Raw genomic sequence first — 18,793 nt, 5'->3', positions numbered from 1 at the left:
CAGCCCAGATGAACGTAAGCTGAAAGCCAGCGTTCAGACAAAATTCAGGCTCATTTTGCTACAAAGACGACTCCTTCATCCCCCCCACAGGAATACATCATGGACAAAACCCGTTTTTCCGCCTTGCTACTCGCCGCAGCACTCAGTCTGCCCGCCACGGCGACATTCGCCAGCCACCTGGATCACGACGTTGCCCGGCAGGCACTGGCGGCGGGCCAAATTTTGCCGCTCAAGCGCATCCTCGAACAGGTCGAACGCAATCATCCGGGCGAGCCGCTGGAGATCGAACTCGAGCGTGAAGACAAGCAATGGATTTACGAAATAAAAATCCTCAAAGCCGACGGCACGATCCAGAAACTGATTCTCGATGCAGGCGATGGCCGCCTCTTGCGCAGCAAGGAGCGCGCACCGGAAAACAAACGCTGATGCGCCTTCTGCTGGTCGAAGACGAACCCACCCTCAACCTGCAGATCGCCACGGCTTTGCGGGCCGAGGGTTATCTGGTGGAAACCGTTACCCAAGGGCAAGACGCCCTGCATCTGGGCCTGGAAGAGATGTTTGCCGCCGCCGTACTCGACCTTGGTCTGCCCGGGCTGGATGGGCTCAGTGTGCTGAAACGCTGGCGCGCCCATGAACGCAGCCTGCCGGTGCTGATTCTCACCGCACGCGGCAACTGGCACGAGCGGGTTGCCGGCATCGATGCCGGGGCGGACGACTATCTTGCCAAGCCCTTCCACATGGAAGAATTGTTGGCCCGCCTGCGCGCGCTGATCCGGCGCAGCGCCGGGCAGGCCGACAATTTTTTGCGCTGCGGCGAGTTGCGGCTGAATCTACAAAACCATCAGGTGTTTCTGGCCACCCAGGAAATCACCCTCACCCATCACGAATTTCTGCTGCTCGCCTGCCTCTTGCGCCATCCCGGGCAGGTCGTCACGCGCAGCGTGCTGAATGAACAAATCTACCCGCTCGATAACGAACGCGACTCCAACACCATCGAGGTTTTCATCGGCCGCTTGCGCAAGAAACTACCGGAAGGCTGGATCGAAACCCAGCGCGGTTTTGGCTATCGCCTGCGCGCGCCGAACCTTCCTTCTACCAGTAGTAAAACTCCCTGAAACATGCGCCGCATCGCCGCTTCCCTGCGCCAGCGCCTGCTTTTAGGCACTTTGCTGTGGATGCTGGCCAGCATCGCCGCCACCGGCTGGCTGCTGGAGCGGCTGTTTACCGAGCATCTCGCCCGCCAGTTCGACCGGGAACTGCAACTACACCTGAACCAACTGGCCGCCAATCTGGAATTTGACGCCCAGGACGCGCTACGCATCCAGCCTTTGAGCGACCCACGCCTGCAACAACCCTATTCCGGGCTGTACTGGCAAATCGACCGCATGCCCAGCCCCGCCCAAACGGGTGCCCAGGCCGTGCAGCGCTCGCGCTCCCTGTGGGACAGCGTGTTGCACGTGCCGCAAGATCGCCTGGATGACGGCGAACGCCACACCCATCGCGTACTCGGCCCCAAGGGAGAAATGCTGCGCATGAGCGAGCGCATTTTTCGCTTCGATGAACATCCAGAAGTGCCTTTACGCCTGATCGTCGCCGCCAACGAAAACTGGCTGGAAAAACCTGTACAAGAACTGCGCAAGCCGCTCTTCATCAGCCTCGCGGGGCTGGCCGGCGGCCTGTTGCTGGCGGTGCTCTTCCAGGTTTGGGCGGGCCTCAAGCCACTGACCCGCCTGCGCCGCGAACTGAGTGCGCTGCGCGCCGGCGAACGCAGCACCTTGGGGCAAACACATCCGGCAGAGATTCAACCCCTGGTCGATGAACTCAACGCTGTCTTGCACAACAACAGCGAATTTACCGAACGCGCCCGCCAGCAAGCCGGCAACCTCGCCCACGCAGTCAAAACGCCGCTCGCCGTCATTGCCAATGCCGCCCGCGCCGAATCCAGCGCGCTCGGGCAACTGGTCAGCGCACAAACGGCGCTCGCCAACGCTGAAATCGACCGTCACCTCAACCGCGCCCGCAACGCCGCCCGCGCCCGCCACGGCATTGGGCAATGCGCAGTCAGGCCCTTGGTCGAAGGCATCGTACGCGTCATGCAAAAAGTCCATGGCGAGCGGACGCTTGATTTTGTCATCGCAATTGATGACCGCCTGAGTTGCCGTGTCCAGGCGGAAGACCTGCAGGAAATGCTCGGCAATTTGATCGACAACGCCAGCAAATGGGCCCAGCGGCGCATCCGCATCCACAGCGGCACCGATGCCGGGCGCGACCATATCGACATCGACGACGACGGCCCCGGCATCCCGCAAGAACAGCGCGCCTTCGTCTTGCAGCGCGGCCGCCGGGCCGATGAACACACCCCGGGCAGTGGTCTGGGGCTGGCCATCGTCGACGAGTTGGCCGAGCAGTGCGCCTGCCAGCTGGAATTACTCGACCCTCCGCACGGCGGCTGCCGCGCCCGCCTGTGGCTCACGCCCCCGGCGCAGCGCCAGGCCCGCTAGCTACGGCGCAGCCTCCGCCGTCACCGCAGCGAGCACGCGATACATCAAGGGCAACAGTAAAACTGCGGCAGCGGCCAAGGCCAAGACGGCGGCAAGCCAGAAACCCGCCACGCCAAACGGCGGCGTCCAGCGATAACACAGCCAGGCCCCGCCGCCCAGGGCAATACCCCAAAAACAAAACAGCTGGATCAGCATCGGCACGAAAGTCACTTTGCAGGCGCGCAAAACATGCCCGGCAATCGTCTGCAAGGCATCGACGAATTGATACACCGCGACATAAGCAATCAGCGCCAACGCTACCGCCTGCACCGCCGGATCGTCGGTATACGCCGCGATCACCGGACGCGCGGCAAGCCAGAGGAGCAAACCCGTGCCCACCGAACTCAGGCTCGCCAGCCACAAACCGGCGCGCACCAGCATGCGCGCCTGCGCCCAGGCGCGCGCGCCCAAGGCCTGCCCCACCGCCGCCATGCTGGCAATCCCCAAGGACAAGGGCAACATGTACGCCAGCGCCGACACATTGGCGATGATGCGGTGCCCGCCCACCACGGCCGCGCCCAATGCGGCGACGAACAGACTGACCAAGGTGAACGCGGTAATCTCGATCAAATTGGACAAGCCCATCGGCAAGCCTAGGCGCAAGAGTTCGCGCCAGCGCCGCCAGGACGGTTTGGCCCAATGACGAAACGGCTGGTAGCGCGCCCCGAGCGGCCCCAGATGCAACCACAGTGCGGCGCACAGGCATTCCAGCCAGACCACCGCCACATTGGACAGGGCGCAACCCACCACCCCCAGCGGCTCACCCAGCCAGCCCGCCTGCGCCAGCCCCCAGGCCAGCACGGCATGCACCAGCAAACCAAGCAGGCCGATACCCATCAGCACGCGCGGGCGTCCCAGCGCGCTGCAAAAAGCATAAAAGGTGCGATAAAACAAGGAGGCCGGCAAATACCAGGCCAGCAAATTCAAGTACTGCACCACCTTGCCGCTCACCACGGCATCCAGACCGAAAGGGGCGAGCATGAATTGCGGAAAAGACAAGAGCGCCATGCCCGGCAAGGCCAGCGCTGCCGCCAACCAGAAACCCTGCTGCAAGACCCCGGCAATTTCGTTTTCTTGCTGCGCACCGTACAGATGCGCCACCACCGGAGCCACCGCCTGGACGATGCCGACCAGCGCGAACACCAGTGAAATCACGATGCCGCTGCCGATTGCCACCGCCGCCAGATCCTCCGGGCTGACGTGGCCCAAGACCACGGTATCGACCAGCATCATGCCGATCGAAGCCAGCTGCGCCACCAGAATCGGCGTCGCCTGCGCCAGCAGACGGCGCATCGCCGCCGGCAGGGTCAACATGGAGGCCGCCACCTCAGACGATGCGGGCATGCAGCTGTGGCAAATCCACCACCCCGGCGCGCAGCACATCGCCGCGCTGCAAAGCCGCCACACCGGCGGGGGTGCCGGTATAGATCAAATCGCCGGGGGCCAGACGCACCCAGCTCGACAATTCAGCGACGATCCGCGCCACCGACCAGCCCATCTGCGCCAGATCGCCCTCCTGACGCAGCGCGCCGTTGATCTCCAGCCAGATTCGCCCCTGCCCCAGATGCCCGCATTCGCTCGCCAGACGCAAGGGCGCGCACGCCGCTGAGTGATCGAAACCCTTGCTCATATCCCAGGGATGCCCTTTTTCTTTCGCCCGCGCCTGCACGTCGCGCCGCGTCAGATCGAGGCCGACACCATAGGCCAGCACGCAAGCCAGCGCGTCGTGCACGGCAATATCGGCCCCGCCCTGCCCCAGCGCCGCCACCAGTTCGATTTCGTGGTGCAGATTCGCCGTTTGCGGCGGATAGTGCACCGCAAGCTCCCCGCAGCCGCTGACCAGGGCATCGGCCGGTTTGCTGAAGAAAAAGGGCGGCTCCAGCCCGGCCGCCTGATCGTGCGCGCCCATCTCGCGGGCATGCTCGGCATAGTTGCGGCCGACACAAAAAATACGCCGCACCGGAAAGGCGGCACTCAGCCCGGCGACCGGCACGGTGACCGGAGCGGGCGGCGGAAAAAGGCAAGAAGTCGTCATCGGCAGAATTATCGAGGCCCGGGATGAAAAAAGAAACCCGCCTCCGCCTTGCCCCCCTCACACCTCCATCACGCCGGGTTGTCGAAATCGACGAAATGCGCCGCCAGTCCGAACCGGGCCGCCAGATGCGCGGCCAGCGCCTGCACCCCATAGCGCTCGGTGGCGTGATGCCCGGCAGCCAGATACGCGACACCGCTTTCCTCGGCCAGATGCAAGCAGGGTTCCGAAATTTCGCCGGTAAGATAAACGTCCGCCCCCGTGGCAATGGCCTGCTCGAAATACCCCTGCGCACCGCCGCTGCACCAGGCAATGCGCGCCACCTGCCGGGTCGGATCGCCAATGGCCAGCGGCGCACGACCGAGCACGGCAGCCACATCCGACATCAGACGCGCAAGCGGCACAGCCTCCGGCAGACGGCCATGCCAGCCGATCTCCTGCTCGCCGAAACGCCCTTCCGGCAGCCAGCCGCAACGGGCCGCCAACTGGGCGTTGTTACCCAGTTCCGGGTGGGCATCGAGCGGCAGATGGTAGGCGATCAGGCTGATGTCGTTGGCGAGCAGGGTGGCCAGGCGTTTCTTGCGCATACCGGTGATGCGCGCTTCCTCGCCTTTCCAGAAATAACCGTGATGCACCAGTACCGCGTCGGCCCCCTCGGCTACGGCAAAATCCAGCAGTTTCTGGCTGGCGGTGACACCGGCGACGATTTTTCTGACCTCGGCGCGTCCTTCCACTTGCAAGCCGTTTGGGCAATAATCACGCAGTTTTTCAGGTGTCAGCAGGCTATCCAGATACTGCACCAATAATTCCAGTTTCATTAACATTTGCTCCGCTCATAACCCGCGCGCCAGCTGAAATACGCTGTATTTGACCGACCCGGGCGGTGGATAAAAACATGCACAGATTGTGGTTGATTTTTGCACAAACCGTCACCGTTGCGCTGGCGGTTTTCTTTACGCTCAACACCCTGAAACCGCAATGGCTGGGACAGCCCGCTCCCGCCGCGCCAGCGCAACTCACGCTCAACAGCGCACCGCGTAGCGACGGCGAAGGCCCGCCCCCCGCCGGCTCTTACCGCGAAGCCGCCCGCGCTGCACTGCCCGCGGTGGTGCATATCTATACCACACAGGCCGTGCGCGGCCAGCGTCACCCCTTGTTTGACGACCCCATCTTCCGCCACTTCTTCGGCGAACGCCCGGAAGGCCGCAAAGAGCGCAATTCCGGCTTAGGCTCTGGTGTCATCGTCAGCGCCGACGGCTACATCCTGACCAATTTCCACGTCATCGAAAGCGCCGATGACATCCAGGTTTCCCTGAACGACGGCAAAACCTACAAGGCCACCACCGTCGGCACCGACCCCGAATCCGATCTCGCCGTTCTGCGCATTACCGCACAAGACCTGCCGGCCATCACTTTCGGCCATATGGAAAACCTGCGCGTCGGCGATGTCGTGCTGGCCATCGGCAATCCTTTCGGCGTCGGCCAGACGGTGACCATGGGCATCGTCTCGGCGCTGGGCCGCTCGCACCTGGGCATCAACACCTTCGAAAACTTCATCCAGACCGATGCCGCCATCAACCCGGGCAATTCCGGCGGGGCCCTGGTCGATGTCGCCGGCAACCTGATCGGCATCAACACCGCCATCTACTCGCGTACCGGCGGCAACCACGGCATCGGCTTTGCCATTCCGGTATCGAGCGCGCGCAGCATCATGGAGCAGATCATTACCTCCGGTGCCGTCACCCGTGGCTGGATTGGCGTCGAGGCGCAGGAAATCACCAGCGAACTGGCCGATTCCTTCAACCTGCCCGACACCGCCGGCGCTCTGATCGCCGGTGTGGTGCGCGCCAGCCCGGCCGATCGCGCCGGCATCCGCCCCGGCGACGTGCTCTTGTCGATCAACGGCACCACCATCACCGACCCGCAAGTCATGCTCGACCTGATCGCCGGCCTGGCCCCCGAATCCGAAGCGCGTTTTCGCCTGCGCCGCGACACCAGCATCCAGGAACTGCCGGTCCGCATCGGCAAACGCCCCACCCTGCAAGCCGGAGAGTAAGCCGATGTGTGAGCTCCTGGGCATGAACTGCAATGTCCCCACCGACATCTGCTTTTCCTTCACCGGCTTTCAGGCACGCGGCGGCGCGACCGGCGTGCATTCCGACGGCTGGGGCATCGCCTTTTTCGAAGACCACGGCTGCCGCATCTTTCTCGATCCGCAACCCTCCGCCGCATCGCCCATCGCCGAACTGGTCAGCCGTTACCCGATCCGCTCGAAGAACGTCATTGCCCACATCCGCAAGGCAACGCAAGGCTCGGTACGGCTGGAAAACACCCATCCCTTCATGCGTGAACTGTGGGGCCGTTACTGGATTTTTGCCCACAACGGCAATCTCATCGATTTCTCCCCCTCGCTCGATGGCCCCTACCAACCGGTCGGCAATACCGACAGCGAACGCGCCTTCTGCTGGCTGCTGCAGGAATTACGCCAGGCGTTCGGCGAGCAGCTGCCCGGCACCGCTGAACTCTTCCAGAAACTGCATCAGCTGACGCTCAAGATCAGCGAATACGGCGAATTCAATTTCCTGCTCTCCAACGGTGACGCCCTGTTCGCGCATGCGTCCACCCGCCTGCACTCTATCGTGCGCCAGGCACCGTTTGCCGAGGCGCACCTGATGGATCAAGACGTCAATATCGATTTTCGCGAAGTCACCGGTGCCAACGACCGCGTCGCCGTCATCGCCACCCTGCCGCTGACCGACAACGAGGCCTGGACGCCGCTCCCCGCCGGCACCCTGTGCTGCTTCACCGAGGGTGCCATCGTGCACCAGGCCCCCACCCGCCCCGGCCCCCCGCGCACCTAGCCCGCCCCGTTAATTCAACAAACCGATTTCACGCGCCGTTGCTGAACCAATCAGCGTATCGGCCAAACGCGGCGGAATTTCTGCCCGATCCACCGCCAGCGCGATGCGCCCCGCCATGATTTCCGCCTGACGCTGCGGATACAGCGGCGTACGCTGCGGATCCGCCAGCCCATCCGGGGCAATCGGCTGCAAGGTACTCAAGTTGTATTTGTCCGTCGCACCAAAGGTGTGCAGCATTTCGTGGGCAATCACCACCGCATTCTGGCGATGCTGCTGGCGTGCGGCATACGCATGGATGATGCCGATCTGGCCACGCTCCAGGCCGGTCGAATGCGGCACCTTCGGCGTACGCGCGGGATCGTGGTAGAGCACATAGAGCCGCACCATGGGCTTGGGCCCGGCAATGGCATCGTTCTGGCTGGCCCACCAGCGCAATTTCAAGCTCCACAAAATATTGTCCAGCCCGCTACCGCGCACCGGAATCGCCGGCGGCAACTCCCGCAAAGGTGCCGCCACGCGGATCACCACCGGCTGCAACACCGTTTTACCGTAGCGCCCCACCTGCGCCGCCACCCACTCGCCGATTTCCTCGAAACTTTCCTGATTCAGACTGGCAACATAACGCTGCGTCTCCGGCGAATCGTCCGCCGCCACCGGATACAGCGCCACATGTACGGTGTGCTGCCAGGCAGTCAGGCGGCTACTGGCACGCCAACTGGCCAACCCCACCGTGGCCAGCACGACAAGAAGCAGGAGAATGCGAAACTTGCGGAACATAATCGAATGCCAAGAGGATGAAAACCTGAATTCTAGGCGGGAATTTGCTGCCATCACATGCGCGCGGCAGAAATTTTCTGCCCTCCCTGTTGCTCGCCACTCTCATCGCTCCCGTCCGGATTCATGCCAGGCTTGCTGGCATACGAAATCAGCCAGCGGCCCGGCCAACGTTCGAGTTTGTCAGCGAGCATTTGTTTGGACATAGTTGTACAATAAGTCTGTCCAATTAAAAGGAGGTCGCCATGACCATCGAAACCACCTACAGCCAAGCCCGTGAGCAGTTCAAGTCACTTATGGATCGTGCGGTGGATGACCGTGAAGTAGTTCTGGTGCGCCGTCGCTCCGGGGAAGCTGTGGCCATGATTGCCGCCGACGAGTTGCAGAGCCTGATGGAAACGGCGCATCTCTTGCGCTCACCGAAAAACGCCGAGCGCCTGCTGGCCGCCTTAGCACGGGCACGGACCGGCGATGTCGCCCCGACTGCGGTCGATGCCCTTGAGAAGCACTATGGCCTCCAAGCCTGAGGCCAAACGCGTCGCAGTGTTTCAGCCCGAGTTTCTGGAAGACCTGAGTTACTGGGTGGAAACGGAACGCCGCACGGCCAAACGCTTGCTGGAACTGGTCAAGGCGATACTGCGCGATCCCTTCAAGGGTATCGGCAACCCCGAGCCGCTGAAGTACCTGGGCTCGGATGTCTGGTCACGCCGCATCACGCAAGAGCACCGCTGCGTCTATCTGGTGCAAGCCGATCAAATCGAATTTCTGCAGGGGCGTTACCACTACTGACCGCCGTTCGATCCATAACATTTACCTTTACCGCCACCTACCGCTACCCAAAACGCAAGAAGCCCATGCGTTCGGGCATGGGCTTCGGGTGCTGCAACCCCGGCGCACCTGGCTGGGGCAAACGGCTTACGCCGTATCGAGGGTAGAGCTCGGTAATCTCAAGAAAAAATTCCTACGGCAACAAGGGAAGCAACCATAGATTCTCCTCAAGCGCAGCATGATGCGGCGGCCTCTGGTGGCCCACCGATGCCGGAGCTGCTGCATTTCCGACATGAGGCACAGCTTAGCACCGCCAGAGAAAAAAACCAGCCGTTTTATTTCCGCGCGCAATCAGTAACAATGTCAGCTTTTGTGCTGAATTCTTGTGCCATTGGACACCGCGCATGGATAACCTGATCAAGGACACCGCGACGCTGGAACTGTTTTCCTGGCTCGATCCCGGCACCGAGCTGCCGGGCTGGGATATTCTCAACGGCAGCCCTTTCGGCTCCAGCCTGGCAGCACCGCAGGGCGGGCCGCCAGAAGCCGGCGACCAGCTGATGTCGGTGCAAAATTACTTTGCCGAATATCATCTGGAATATTTTCGCCAACGCCGCTACAGCCACTTTCCCAGCCGCCTGCACGCGCTGTCGCAATTTGCCACGCGCACCGACGCGATGACCTTTCGCCACAAACATCCGAGCCGGGTGTTCGGCAAAAACCTCTCTTGCTCGCGCACCCAGGGGGCCTACATTTGCTCTTTTCACGATGCTAGCTGGCTCGACTACCTGCGCCTGCCGCACAGCCTGTCGCTGAGCGCGCTGGATGAGGTGGCCGATTACTATTGGTCGGGCAAAACCGTGGAGGAAGTCGGCCTCTCCTTCATGGACGAACCCTGGCGCGAACCGCCGGTGATCGAAGCGCTCTACCAGGGCGTGTTGACGCCGCAGCAGCGGCACGAACAAAGCGGCTGGCTGCCGGGTTTTCGCTGAAGCGAAGCGGGCGCTGCGTGCTACAGTCACACCCTGTTTTACTTCCATAACATCACCCAGGAGTCCAGCATGACCTATTACATCGATCAACTGCAGCCGGGCATGTCGGCCAGCACCTCGAAAACCGTGACCGAGACCGACATCATCCTTTTCGCCGGCATCTCCACCGACGTGAACCCCGCACACCTGGACGAGGAATACTGCAAGGGCACGATGTTCGGCACCCGTATCGCACACGGCATGCTCTCCGCCGGCTTCATTTCCGCCACCCTGGCCAACAAGCTGCCGGGGCCGGGTACCATCTACCTGTCACAGACGCTGAAATTCAAAGCCCCGGTGAAGCCGGGCGACACCGTCACCGCCACCGTCACCGTGCGCGAAGTCAATGTCGAGAAAAACCGCGTCATTCTCGACACGGTGTGCACCGTCGCCGGCAAAACCGTGATCGACGGCGAGTGCCTGATGATGCCGCCGGTTCGCCCCGCCGCCTGACCGGCTCAAACTGCCCGGAACACACCGGGCAGCCCCCCCACTACAGGCACTGCACGCACTAAAACATAGATCACGATGAGCGGCCCGACCACAGCCATTTTCGGCCTCGACCCGGTCAGCATTTTGCTTGCCGCAGCGGCCCTGCAAGCCACCCAAGCCGTTCGGGAAGGCTACCAAAACGCCGCCAACACGCGCGAAAACCAGGCGGATCAACGTTTTGCCGCACAACAGCAACAAAGCGAGGCCGCAGCCGCCGGGCAAGCCGCCCTGGCCGAGCGCATTGCCAGCGCACAAGCAGAGCACCAGCAACTTTGCCTCGCTGCCGCCCCCTATGGGGCGAGCGCCGCGCTGCAGCACAGCAAACCGGCCGCTCCCGCCGACATTTCGCAGGCGGCGCAAGCGCATTACCTGGAACAACTGCTCGCCTTAAACCGCAGTCTGAGCCGGCTTTTGCAGCAAACCGCCGCCGATACGCCGACTGAGTTGTCACTCGGTTTATCTGCCGACATGCTGCAAACAGCGCCCGAGCGCATCGCTGACACGACGGCAAACGAAGCCACCCGCAGCGCCCGCCGGGCGGCGCGCCTCACCGCGCGCCTGAGCGAAATTTTGGGCGGCGTACACAGCTTGCCGCCCGAAATTCTCGCCCTGGAAGCCGAATGGGCTGCCGCCCCCAGCCTGGAGCGGCGTGAGTTGCTGGAAATCGAACTGCGCCGCGCCATTCAGTTGTACCAACAACAGGCCGCCGAAAAAGCCAGCGCCCGCATTCTCGAACACAGCCTGCACGAGCTGGGTTATCAGGTGGAAGCCATTCGCGACACCTTATTCGTCGAAGGCGGCGTCGTGCATTTTCGCCGTGCCGGCTGGGGCGATTATCAGGTGCGCCTGCGCCTGAATGCCGCCAGCAAAACGGTCAATTTCAACGTCGTGCGGGCGGTGGATACCGGCAACAACGAACGTTCGGCACTCGATCACATCGCCGAAGACCGCTGGTGCGCCGAGTTCCCCGCTCTCCTGAACGCCCTGGCCGCACGCGGCGTGCAGCTCACGGTCAGCCGCCGCCTCGAGGCCGGTGAATTACCGGTACAACTCGTCGAACGCCATCAGTTACCGCAGTTTACTGATGCCGAAGAAACCCGCCCGCAGGCCGCGCCGCTTGCCCGAGAACGCCGATGAACACGCTTTTTCCCCGCTGGCTACTCGACCTCGAGCGCCTTTTGCCCATCCGCTCGCAATTTGTCATTTCCGGCAACATCCGCGATAGCGTTCTGGTACCACTCGCTGGCCGCCCCGCCTTGGTACCGCTGCTGCGCGCCAGCTGGGAGCAACTGCAGCGCCAGGGCTACCGCTGCCTCCTGGTCTATGACCCTTGCGACGGCGTACGCGTTTACCCCGATGACGCGGCGCACCGCGAACTGGCCGAGCGCCTGTTTGACCTGAAGCTCGCCAGCGGCAGCCAGATGATCAGCCTGGAAAGCCTGGGAAAACTGATGCAGGCCGTCAGCAGCACGCGCGAAATACGCTGCGCCCTGCTGATTGATTTTGCCTCCCGGCTCGCCCGGCAACCGGATCATCTCAATGAAAACGAGCAACGTTTTTTCGTTGCCGCCGAGAAACTTTCGCTGACTGCCGCCCCCATCGTGCCGCGCCCGCCCGCCCCGGAAGAAAACGCGCCTGCCGCGCCCGGCAAGCCCCTGTTCAACCCCGTGCTGTGGCTGCTCAACCGGCCGCAAGACCTGCCCTCCTGGCTGACGCTGGACAGCGAACGGGTCGCCAGCCTCACCGTTGGCCGTCCCGATTACGAAACCCGCCAAGCTGCCGCCCGCCAGCTGGCACCGCTCTTTGCCGGTCACGCCGAGGCCAGCGAAGCGGCCCGCGAACAATTCATCAAGAGCTTTGCCAACGGCACCGAAGGCATGGGCCTGACCGCCCTGGCCGACATCACCGAACTTGCCAACCACCAACAGCTCGGTCTGACCGCCATCGACGATGCCGTGCGCTGTTACAAGGTCGGCGCGCTCGACAACCCCTGGCGCAAGGATTACCTGCGCCAGCGCATCCGCGACGCCGGCAGTTTCATCGAACAACGGGTCAAAGGCCAGCCGCAGGCAGTAGTGAAGGCACTCGACATTCTCAAGCGTTCGGTAATGAATCTCACCGGTGCGCAAGCGCGCAGCGGCGGCAGCCGGCCGCGCGGCGTGCTCTTCTTTGCCGGCCCGACCGGGGTGGGCAAAACCGAATTGGCCAAAACGCTGACCGAACTGGTTTTTGGCGATGAACGCGCCTACATCCGCTTCGACATGAGCGAGTTTGCCGAGGAACACACCGGTGCTCGCCTATTGGGCGCACCGCCCGGTTACATCGGCTTCGACGCCGGCGGCGAACTGACCAACGCGGTACGCGAAAAACCTTTTTCCGTCGTGCTCTTCGATGAAATCGAAAAAGCCCACCCGCGCATTCTCGACAAATTCCTGCAGATTCTCGAAGACGGCCGCCTCACCGACGGGCGCGGCGACACCGCCTGGTTCTCCGAAACCATCCTCATCTTCACCTCCAACCTCGGTATTTACGTCGAAGATGAACATGGCCGCCGACAACAAAACGTGCGCCCGGACGATCCTTACGAAGTCGTCGAGGAACGGGTGCGCGGCGCTATCGGCGACTACTTCAAATACCGTCTGGCACGCCCGGAAATTTTGAACCGCATCGGCGACAACATCGTCGTCTTCAATTTCATCGCGGCAGAGGTCGGCAAACAAATCCTTGCCGGCATGTTGAACAACGTCGCGCGCCGTCTGCGTGAAGAATTCAAACTCCAGCTTGCACTTTCCCAAGCCGCGCAAGAAGCACTCGTCAAACGCTGTCTGACGGATTTAAGTAACGGCGGGCGCGGCATCGGCAACCGCCTGGAAGCCGATTTCATCAACCCTTTATCGCGCGCCCTGTTCCTGGAAGATCTGAGCGGCCACCAGCGCGTCACCGTCACCGCCCTCAGCGAAACAGACAAGGTGGTGCACCTGGAGCTCGCACTGAGCTAAACCGCCACCGTGCTCATCGCTATCAACAAAGCCCATTTCCCGGTCACCGTGCTTGGCCCAGGGCAGCGCATCGGCATCTGGTTTCAGGGCTGCCGTATCCACTGTCCGGGCTGCGTGTCGCAAGACACCTGGGCCAATGATGCCAGCAAGAACATGCCTCTCCACGACTTGCTTGCCTGGTGCCGCCAGGTCGCCAGCGAGGGTTTGGACGGCATCACCTTGAGCGGCGGCGAGCCTTTCGACCAGCCGCACGCCCTTTTGGCGCTACTCGAGGCCGTGCACACCTGGCGCAACGAGCGCGCGCTGGATTTCGACATCCTCTGCTACAGCGGCTACCCGCTCAAACGCCTGCGTGAGCGCCACGCCCCCATCCTGAAAAAACTCGACGCCCTGATTCCCGAACCCTATATCGACAAGCTGCCCCTGGACAAACTCTGGCGCGGCTCGCAGAACCAGCCGCTGGTGCCGCTCTCGGCACGCGGCCACACACGTTACGACAAATTTCTGGACAGCCCCGCCGCCACCTTCGGCAAACGCCTGCAAATCAACGTGGACGACCAGCGTTTATGGAGCATCGGCCTACCCGCACGCGGTGATCTCGAACAGCTGGAAAACCTGGCAACCCAGCGCGGCCTAAGCTTCGCGCAGGTTTCCTGGAAACCCTGAATCCCCCGCCCATGTCCCAGCAAATCCGCCGCTGCCCCACCTGTGCCGAGGAAAACCCGCCCGAGCAGATGCGCTGCACCTGCGGCGCGCTGCTCTTTGGCATCGACCTCAGTCCCCCTGCCGCACCAAGGCCAGAGCCCCCCAGCACCGACAGCGCGGTGCCCGCTGCCGCCGACACCGCAGCCTCCGCCGTGCCGGACAAGCTGCGCTGCCCGCACGCCGACTGCGCCCAGGAGAACCCGCCCGACAGCCTGCGCTGCCTCTATTGCGACCGACCGCTCACCAGCAAGGACGCCACCGAAGAAAACGCTGACACCCCGCGCACCGGCGGCCTTTCCGGGCCTCAGCCCGGCACGCCGACCCTGATCAACCTACCCAGCGCCCTACGCACGCGCTACCGCATCCTGCGCGCCCTGCCGGCCGCCGGTTCGGAAGCCGAATTACTCATCGTCGTCCCACAAACGCCCGAACCGGACAACGCGGCAAACGAATACGTCGCCAAAATTTATCGCCACGGCATCCACCCGGACGCCGAAGTCCAAGCACGCATCGCCGCAATCGACCCGCAACACTGCGTGCGCCTGATCGAACGCGGCCTGTCCGACGGCTTTGCCTTCGAGCTGATGGAATACTGCCGGGCCGGCTCCCTGCGCGACTGGCTGCGCGACCACGCTCCGCTCAACCCAGTGCAATGGCGCGGCTGCCTGCAAGAATTGAGCGCAGCACTCAGCGCAGTACACGCCGAACAACTCATCCACCGCGACCTAAAACCAGAAAACGTACTCCTACGCAGCGCCGCACCGCTTGATCTCGTACTCACCGATTTCAGCGGGGCCTCTCTCACCAACGCCACCTTGCATTTCACCGGCATGGCGCGCACGCTTTCTTACAGCGCACCGGAAGCGCTCTCCGGCGTGCTCGACGCCAAAGCCGACTGGTGGGCGCTGGGCATGATCCTGCTGGAAGCCGCGCTGGGCCGTCACCCCTTCGCCGGCCTCTCGGATGCGGTCATGCTGCACCACCTGACCACCCGCTCCATCGACCTGAGCGCCATCAGCGACCCGGCGCAACACATGCTGCTGCGCGGCTTGCTGCTGCGCGACCCGAAAGCGCGCTGGGGCGAGAACGAAATCAAACGCTGGCTGGCCGGCGAACAAAACCTCACCCTCGCACGCGATGAGCACGCGCCCGCCGCCATTCGCCCCTACCAGATCGGCGAGGCCCTTTGCCACACCCCGGAACAACTCGGTGCCGCGCTCGCCCGCCATTGGGACAAGGCCCGTGCCGATCTCGACAACGGCCTGCTCATGCACTGGCTGCGCAACGATCTGCAAGACATGAACCGGGTGCGTTTCCTGATCGATCTGAACTTCGACAGTGGTCTGCCGCCGGATCGCCGCCTGCTGCGCTTCATCCTCGATCTGGCACCGGGCCTGCCCCCCGTCTGGCGCGGGCAACGCATCGGGCTGCGCGAACTCCTGGGCATCGTCGATCACGCCCTGAAAAACGACGACCCGGCCCTCGACTTTCTGCTCGATCTGGCGCAACAACGCGTACTCGATATCTACGCCGCAGCCGGTAACGCCGAAATGACCGATATCGCCAGTCGCTGGCGCAGCGCAGAAGAAAGCTTCAATCGCGTCTGGCAAAGCACGCTCTCCGCCCTGAAAGCCCAGCGCCCCGCCGGCGAAAACCCTGATTTCCACGAATTGATGTTCGGCCAGGGCGGCCCCAAACACCCCGGCGCACGCACCCTGCACCCACGCCTTTTGGCACTCGCCTACGACGAAGGCTGGCGCGAAAAACTGCGACAACATCTCGCACAGCAGCTCGCAAGCCTACGCCCGCACTGCCCTTGGCTGCCCACGCCAGAAGTATTGGCCCACGCAGCGGCCGGGGATTTACTGGTTTTCGAAGCCCTGCTCCCGGAAGCCCAGCGCCAGGCGAAAAAAAACCTCAGCCGCCAAGAAAACGCCGCACGCGAGCGCCAGGAAACCACCCAACGCCTACAGCGGGAAACCCGCCAAGCCGCCGCCTACCTTGCGCTGTTCGGGCAAAAAGGGCTCTGGCGGCAAAACACGCTCGATGAACTCGACAGCGCACTCGACCAACTCGCCGCCGTCACCGCACAGGTGCGCGCCCACGACGACAGCAGCCCGGCCTACCAAAACCTGCGCGCCGAAGTTCTGCGCCTAGAACCCATCACCAAACGCATTCGCCCCCTGCTCGAAGAAAACTACCAACAGCGCATGATCCGCCGTGGCTGGTTCAACGAACGCAGCCTACGCTTTTACGGCATCGCTCTCTTCGCCACCCCTATCTTCCTCGGCCCACGTTTCTTTTTCCCCATACTACTGGGCGGCGGCGGCATCGTACTGTGGCGCTTTGGCGTGGAATTTCTGGTGCTTAAACGGATCAAAGACTGGCTGGAAAAACTACCCGTAAATTGACATCGACACGAAAGGGCTCACGATGAACAGCACCCCCTCCAACTTGCGCCGGCGCATGCTTGGCCTATTCGTCGGCACCCTTACGCTTGCCGGCTGTGGGGCCGAAATTCGCCCAGGCCGCCCCGACCCCTTGCGCGCTGAAGTACAAGATCTGGTCAACGAACTCGAACGCAGTTTGCGCTTTGGTGGCTGGAGTGCGGTCGAACCCTATTTTTCTCCTGATTACCGCGGCTACCTGAACGACTTGCGTGAACATTTCGACAACCAGCGCCGCCACAAACTGGCTTTTGACGTGCAACTCCTGATCAACCGCATCCTGCAACAAGAAAACCTGGTCAATGTTTCCGTCAGTTGGTGGCAACGCTGGAACGACCTAAAGGGCAAACCCCAGAAAGCCAACGGCACGAGTGAGCTGATCCTGCGTCGTGAAAACGGCAAGTTGCGAATCATCGACATACGCCGCCCGTTTTTCTCCGGGAATCCGTAGCACGACTGGGGCTGTCAGACCTTCTTATTCATGCTCATTGCGTCACTCGCCCGGCAGCGCCTCCTGTCGCAAACGGCGCAGGCTTTCCAGACCGTAGTGAACGAAGGCCAGCGCTGCCAGGGCAGGTGCCAGCAAGCCAAGCAACGGCACGTGCGCGAGCAAGGCCATGAAAAAACCCAGCAACAGCAACGGCGCTTTGTGGCGCGCCGACAACATCTGCCATTCCTCCTCGCTGGCGTGTGCCGACAAAGCATCGTAAGCAAAGGTGCACCGGTTGAGCCAAGCCATCAGCAGCAGAGGCACCACCAACGATAGGCCAGGAATCAGCCATAAGGGAATCGTCAGCACCCACAGCAGCACAAACAACAGCGCCGCTCCCAGGCTGTTCATGCTGGCCGCAACAAAACTATCGGCACCGAGCTGCGCCAAATCACGGTATTCGGTCGCTGCCAGATGCCGTAGCAGCAAGGGCATCACAAGCAGCGCCGCCAGTAGCAACGCAGCCAGATAGGCCAGCGCAAAAATAGCCATCCAGCCGCCCAACCAGGCCAATGCAGTAGCCAACCACGGCACCCCCCAGGCAACAAGCAGACTCAGTGGCGGCAAAACCAGCAACTCAGCGACTGAGCTTCCCTCGGTTTTTCGTCTGCCAAAGGATGGGTTTCATGCTACCAGTTTTTCCTGATCTTGGCGGCTGATCCAGTTCGCCAAGAACTGCACAGGCGATTGGTAGCCGAGGGTTGAATGTTGCCTTTTTCGGTTGTAAAAAACCTCGATGTACTCAAAGCTGGCGGCTTTCATGTCGGCATGCGTGGCATAGCGCATGCCATGCACCCGCTCGTTCTTGAAGCTGTTGAACCAGCTCTCCGTCGGTGCGTTATCCCAACAATTCCCCTTTCGGCTCATCGAGCAGGTCATGCCGTATTCCTTGAGCTTGTCCTGAAACGCATGGCTGGCGTATTGGCTGCCTCGGTCGGAGTGGTGCAACACGCCGGGTGCGGGTTTTTTACGGAACCAAGCCATGCTCAACGCATCCGTCACAATCTCCGCCGTCATGCGCGGTTTCAGCGACCAGCCGACGACTTCACGGTTGAACAGGTCGAGCACGATGGCCAAATACAGCCAACCTTCAGCGGTCCACAGGTAAGTGATGTCCGAGGCCCACACTTGATTCGGCGCTGTTGGCGTGAAATTTCTGGCGAGCAGATTCTCTGCGACGGGCAGGTTGTGCTTCGAGTCCGTCGTCACCTTGTAGCGCCGCTTGTGGCGGGCATGGATGGCGTTCTCGCGCATCAATCGTTCCACCCGTTCCTTGCTCGCCGAGAAGCCTCTGATTCGCAGCTCACGCACCATGCGCGGGCTGCCGTAGGCACCTTTGAGTTCAGCATGAATGGCCTGGATCAGCGCCAACATCTGGCTGTCAGTCAGACGCTTGCGATCCGGCGTGCCGCCTCGCTTCCAGGCCCGATAACCACTGATGCTGATGTCAAGAACCGCGCACATTTCGGCCAAGGTAAATGCATTGCCCTGCTCGGTAATCCAGGCGTACTTCACAGAACATCCCTTGCGAAGTACGCCGTCGCTTTTTTTAGGATTTCAAGCTCCCGCTTGAGCCGCAGATTCTCGGCGCGCAGACACAGACTTTTTCACTGGCCATGGCTTTCCCGGAGGATCCGCAAGCGCGCAGCGCGGG

At 62.3% G+C, this 18,793-nt stretch carries 20 protein-coding genes and 1 pseudogene; 14 read left to right on the top strand and 7 right to left on the bottom strand.

Going from position 1 to position 18,793, the window contains the following annotated elements; translation table 11 throughout:
- Positions 1–99: 99 nt before the first annotated feature.
- From ACM62Q_RS03650 to ACM62Q_RS03640, 3 genes are read left to right on the top strand one after another with little or no spacing between them, the layout of a single operon-like run.
- Positions 100–426, top strand: a complete 327-nt coding sequence (locus ACM62Q_RS03650) for a PepSY domain-containing protein (RefSeq protein WP_415033691.1) — start codon at positions 100–102, stop codon at positions 424–426.
- Positions 426–1,115, top strand: coding sequence for a response regulator (locus ACM62Q_RS03645; RefSeq protein WP_415033689.1), 690 nt, complete (start codon positions 426–428; stop codon positions 1,113–1,115). The genes ACM62Q_RS03650 and ACM62Q_RS03645 overlap by 1 nt, the downstream gene beginning before the upstream one ends.
- Positions 1,116–1,118: 3 nt before the next feature.
- Positions 1,119–2,501: an ATP-binding protein gene (locus tag ACM62Q_RS03640; RefSeq protein WP_415033687.1), complete on the top strand. Its 1,383-nt coding sequence runs from the start codon at positions 1,119–1,121 to the stop codon at positions 2,499–2,501.
- Here ACM62Q_RS03640 and ACM62Q_RS03635 read toward each other — a convergent pair whose 3' ends face one another.
- The 3 genes from ACM62Q_RS03635 to ACM62Q_RS03625 all read right to left on the bottom strand — a co-directional run bounded on the left by ACM62Q_RS03635 (position 2,502) and on the right by ACM62Q_RS03625 (position 5,390).
- Positions 2,502–3,884, bottom strand: coding sequence for an MATE family efflux transporter (locus ACM62Q_RS03635; protein WP_415033685.1), 1,383 nt, complete (start codon positions 3,882–3,884; stop codon positions 2,502–2,504).
- Entirely contained in the window at positions 3,868–4,575 is a 708-nt protein-coding gene (locus tag ACM62Q_RS03630) for a fumarylacetoacetate hydrolase family protein (protein ID WP_415033683.1), read from the bottom strand. Before ACM62Q_RS03630 ends, ACM62Q_RS03635 begins: the two co-directional genes overlap by 17 nt.
- Before the next feature lie 68 nt (positions 4,576–4,643).
- Positions 4,644–5,390, bottom strand: coding sequence for a Nif3-like dinuclear metal center hexameric protein (locus ACM62Q_RS03625; protein WP_415033681.1), 747 nt, complete (start codon positions 5,388–5,390; stop codon positions 4,644–4,646).
- 77 nt (positions 5,391–5,467) lie between these two features.
- Between ACM62Q_RS03625 and ACM62Q_RS03620 the strand changes: the two genes are divergently transcribed.
- Positions 5,468–6,628, top strand: coding sequence for a Do family serine endopeptidase (locus ACM62Q_RS03620; protein ID WP_415033679.1), 1,161 nt, complete (start codon positions 5,468–5,470; stop codon positions 6,626–6,628).
- 4 nt (positions 6,629–6,632) lie between these two features.
- Entirely contained in the window at positions 6,633–7,433 is an 801-nt protein-coding gene (locus tag ACM62Q_RS03615; protein WP_415033677.1) for a class II glutamine amidotransferase, read from the top strand.
- A gap of 9 nt (positions 7,434–7,442) precedes the next feature.
- On the opposite strand, the gene ACM62Q_RS03610 is transcribed toward ACM62Q_RS03615, so the two are convergent.
- Positions 7,443–8,210, bottom strand: a complete 768-nt coding sequence (locus ACM62Q_RS03610; RefSeq protein WP_415033675.1) for a hypothetical protein — start codon at positions 8,208–8,210, stop codon at positions 7,443–7,445.
- Between the two features lie 53 nt (positions 8,211–8,263).
- Entirely contained in the window at positions 8,264–8,413 is a 150-nt protein-coding gene (locus ACM62Q_RS03605) for a hypothetical protein (protein WP_415033673.1), read from the bottom strand.
- A 39-nt stretch (positions 8,414–8,452) separates the two neighbouring features.
- Between ACM62Q_RS03605 and ACM62Q_RS03600 the strand changes: the two genes are divergently transcribed.
- The 9 genes from ACM62Q_RS03600 (at position 8,453) to ACM62Q_RS03560 (ending at position 17,100) form a co-directional block, all read left to right on the top strand.
- Positions 8,453–8,734: a type II toxin-antitoxin system Phd/YefM family antitoxin gene (locus ACM62Q_RS03600; protein ID WP_415033671.1), complete on the top strand. Its 282-nt coding sequence runs from the start codon at positions 8,453–8,455 to the stop codon at positions 8,732–8,734.
- A complete protein-coding gene (locus ACM62Q_RS03595; RefSeq protein ID WP_415033669.1) occupies positions 8,718–8,996 on the top strand; it encodes a Txe/YoeB family addiction module toxin in 279 nt (92 codons plus the stop codon). Before ACM62Q_RS03600 ends, ACM62Q_RS03595 begins: the two co-directional genes overlap by 17 nt.
- Before the next feature lie 383 nt (positions 8,997–9,379).
- Entirely contained in the window at positions 9,380–9,967 is a 588-nt protein-coding gene (locus tag ACM62Q_RS03590; protein WP_415033667.1) for a hypothetical protein, read from the top strand.
- Positions 9,968–10,036: 69 nt separating this feature from the next.
- Positions 10,037–10,459 carry a MaoC family dehydratase gene (locus tag ACM62Q_RS03585; RefSeq protein WP_205201855.1) on the top strand — a complete coding sequence of 141 codons (423 nt, stop codon included), beginning with the start codon at positions 10,037–10,039 and terminating at the stop codon, positions 10,457–10,459.
- Between the two features lie 75 nt (positions 10,460–10,534).
- Positions 10,535–11,635 carry a hypothetical protein gene (locus tag ACM62Q_RS03580; RefSeq protein WP_415033665.1) on the top strand — a complete coding sequence of 367 codons (1,101 nt, stop codon included), beginning with the start codon at positions 10,535–10,537 and terminating at the stop codon, positions 11,633–11,635.
- A complete protein-coding gene (locus ACM62Q_RS03575) occupies positions 11,632–13,497 on the top strand; it encodes an AAA family ATPase (RefSeq protein WP_415033663.1) in 1,866 nt (621 codons plus the stop codon). The genes ACM62Q_RS03580 and ACM62Q_RS03575 overlap by 4 nt, the downstream gene beginning before the upstream one ends.
- Positions 13,498–13,506: 9 nt before the next feature.
- The gene (locus ACM62Q_RS03570) at positions 13,507–14,163 is read left to right on the top strand and encodes a 4Fe-4S single cluster domain-containing protein (protein WP_415033661.1); all 657 of its coding nucleotides are present in this window, start codon (positions 13,507–13,509) and stop codon (positions 14,161–14,163) included.
- Between the two features lie 11 nt (positions 14,164–14,174).
- Positions 14,175–16,613, top strand: coding sequence for a serine/threonine protein kinase (locus ACM62Q_RS03565; protein ID WP_415033659.1), 2,439 nt, complete (start codon positions 14,175–14,177; stop codon positions 16,611–16,613).
- Positions 16,614–16,635: 22 nt separating this feature from the next.
- Entirely contained in the window at positions 16,636–17,100 is a 465-nt protein-coding gene (locus tag ACM62Q_RS03560) for a hypothetical protein (protein WP_415033657.1), read from the top strand.
- Positions 17,101–17,142: 42 nt separating this feature from the next.
- Here the strand turns inward: ACM62Q_RS03560 and ACM62Q_RS03555 are convergent, their stop codons facing one another.
- Together ACM62Q_RS03555 and ACM62Q_RS03550 are read right to left on the bottom strand one after the other, a co-directional pair.
- Positions 17,143–17,706: an EI24 domain-containing protein gene (locus tag ACM62Q_RS03555; RefSeq protein ID WP_415033655.1), complete on the bottom strand. Its 564-nt coding sequence runs from the start codon at positions 17,704–17,706 to the stop codon at positions 17,143–17,145.
- A 57-nt stretch (positions 17,707–17,763) separates the two neighbouring features.
- Positions 17,764–18,734, bottom strand: a pseudogene (locus ACM62Q_RS03550) (IS3 family transposase); the annotation flags it as partial.
- Between the last annotated feature and the right edge of the window lie 59 nt (positions 18,735–18,793).

Origin of the sequence: Azonexus sp., from assembly GCF_047638095.1 — a bacterium.
GTDB lineage: Bacteria > Pseudomonadota > Gammaproteobacteria > Burkholderiales > Rhodocyclaceae > Azonexus.
The sequence above is the reverse complement of the archived record's forward strand: the minus strand, read 5'-3'. Positions and strand labels throughout refer to the sequence as shown.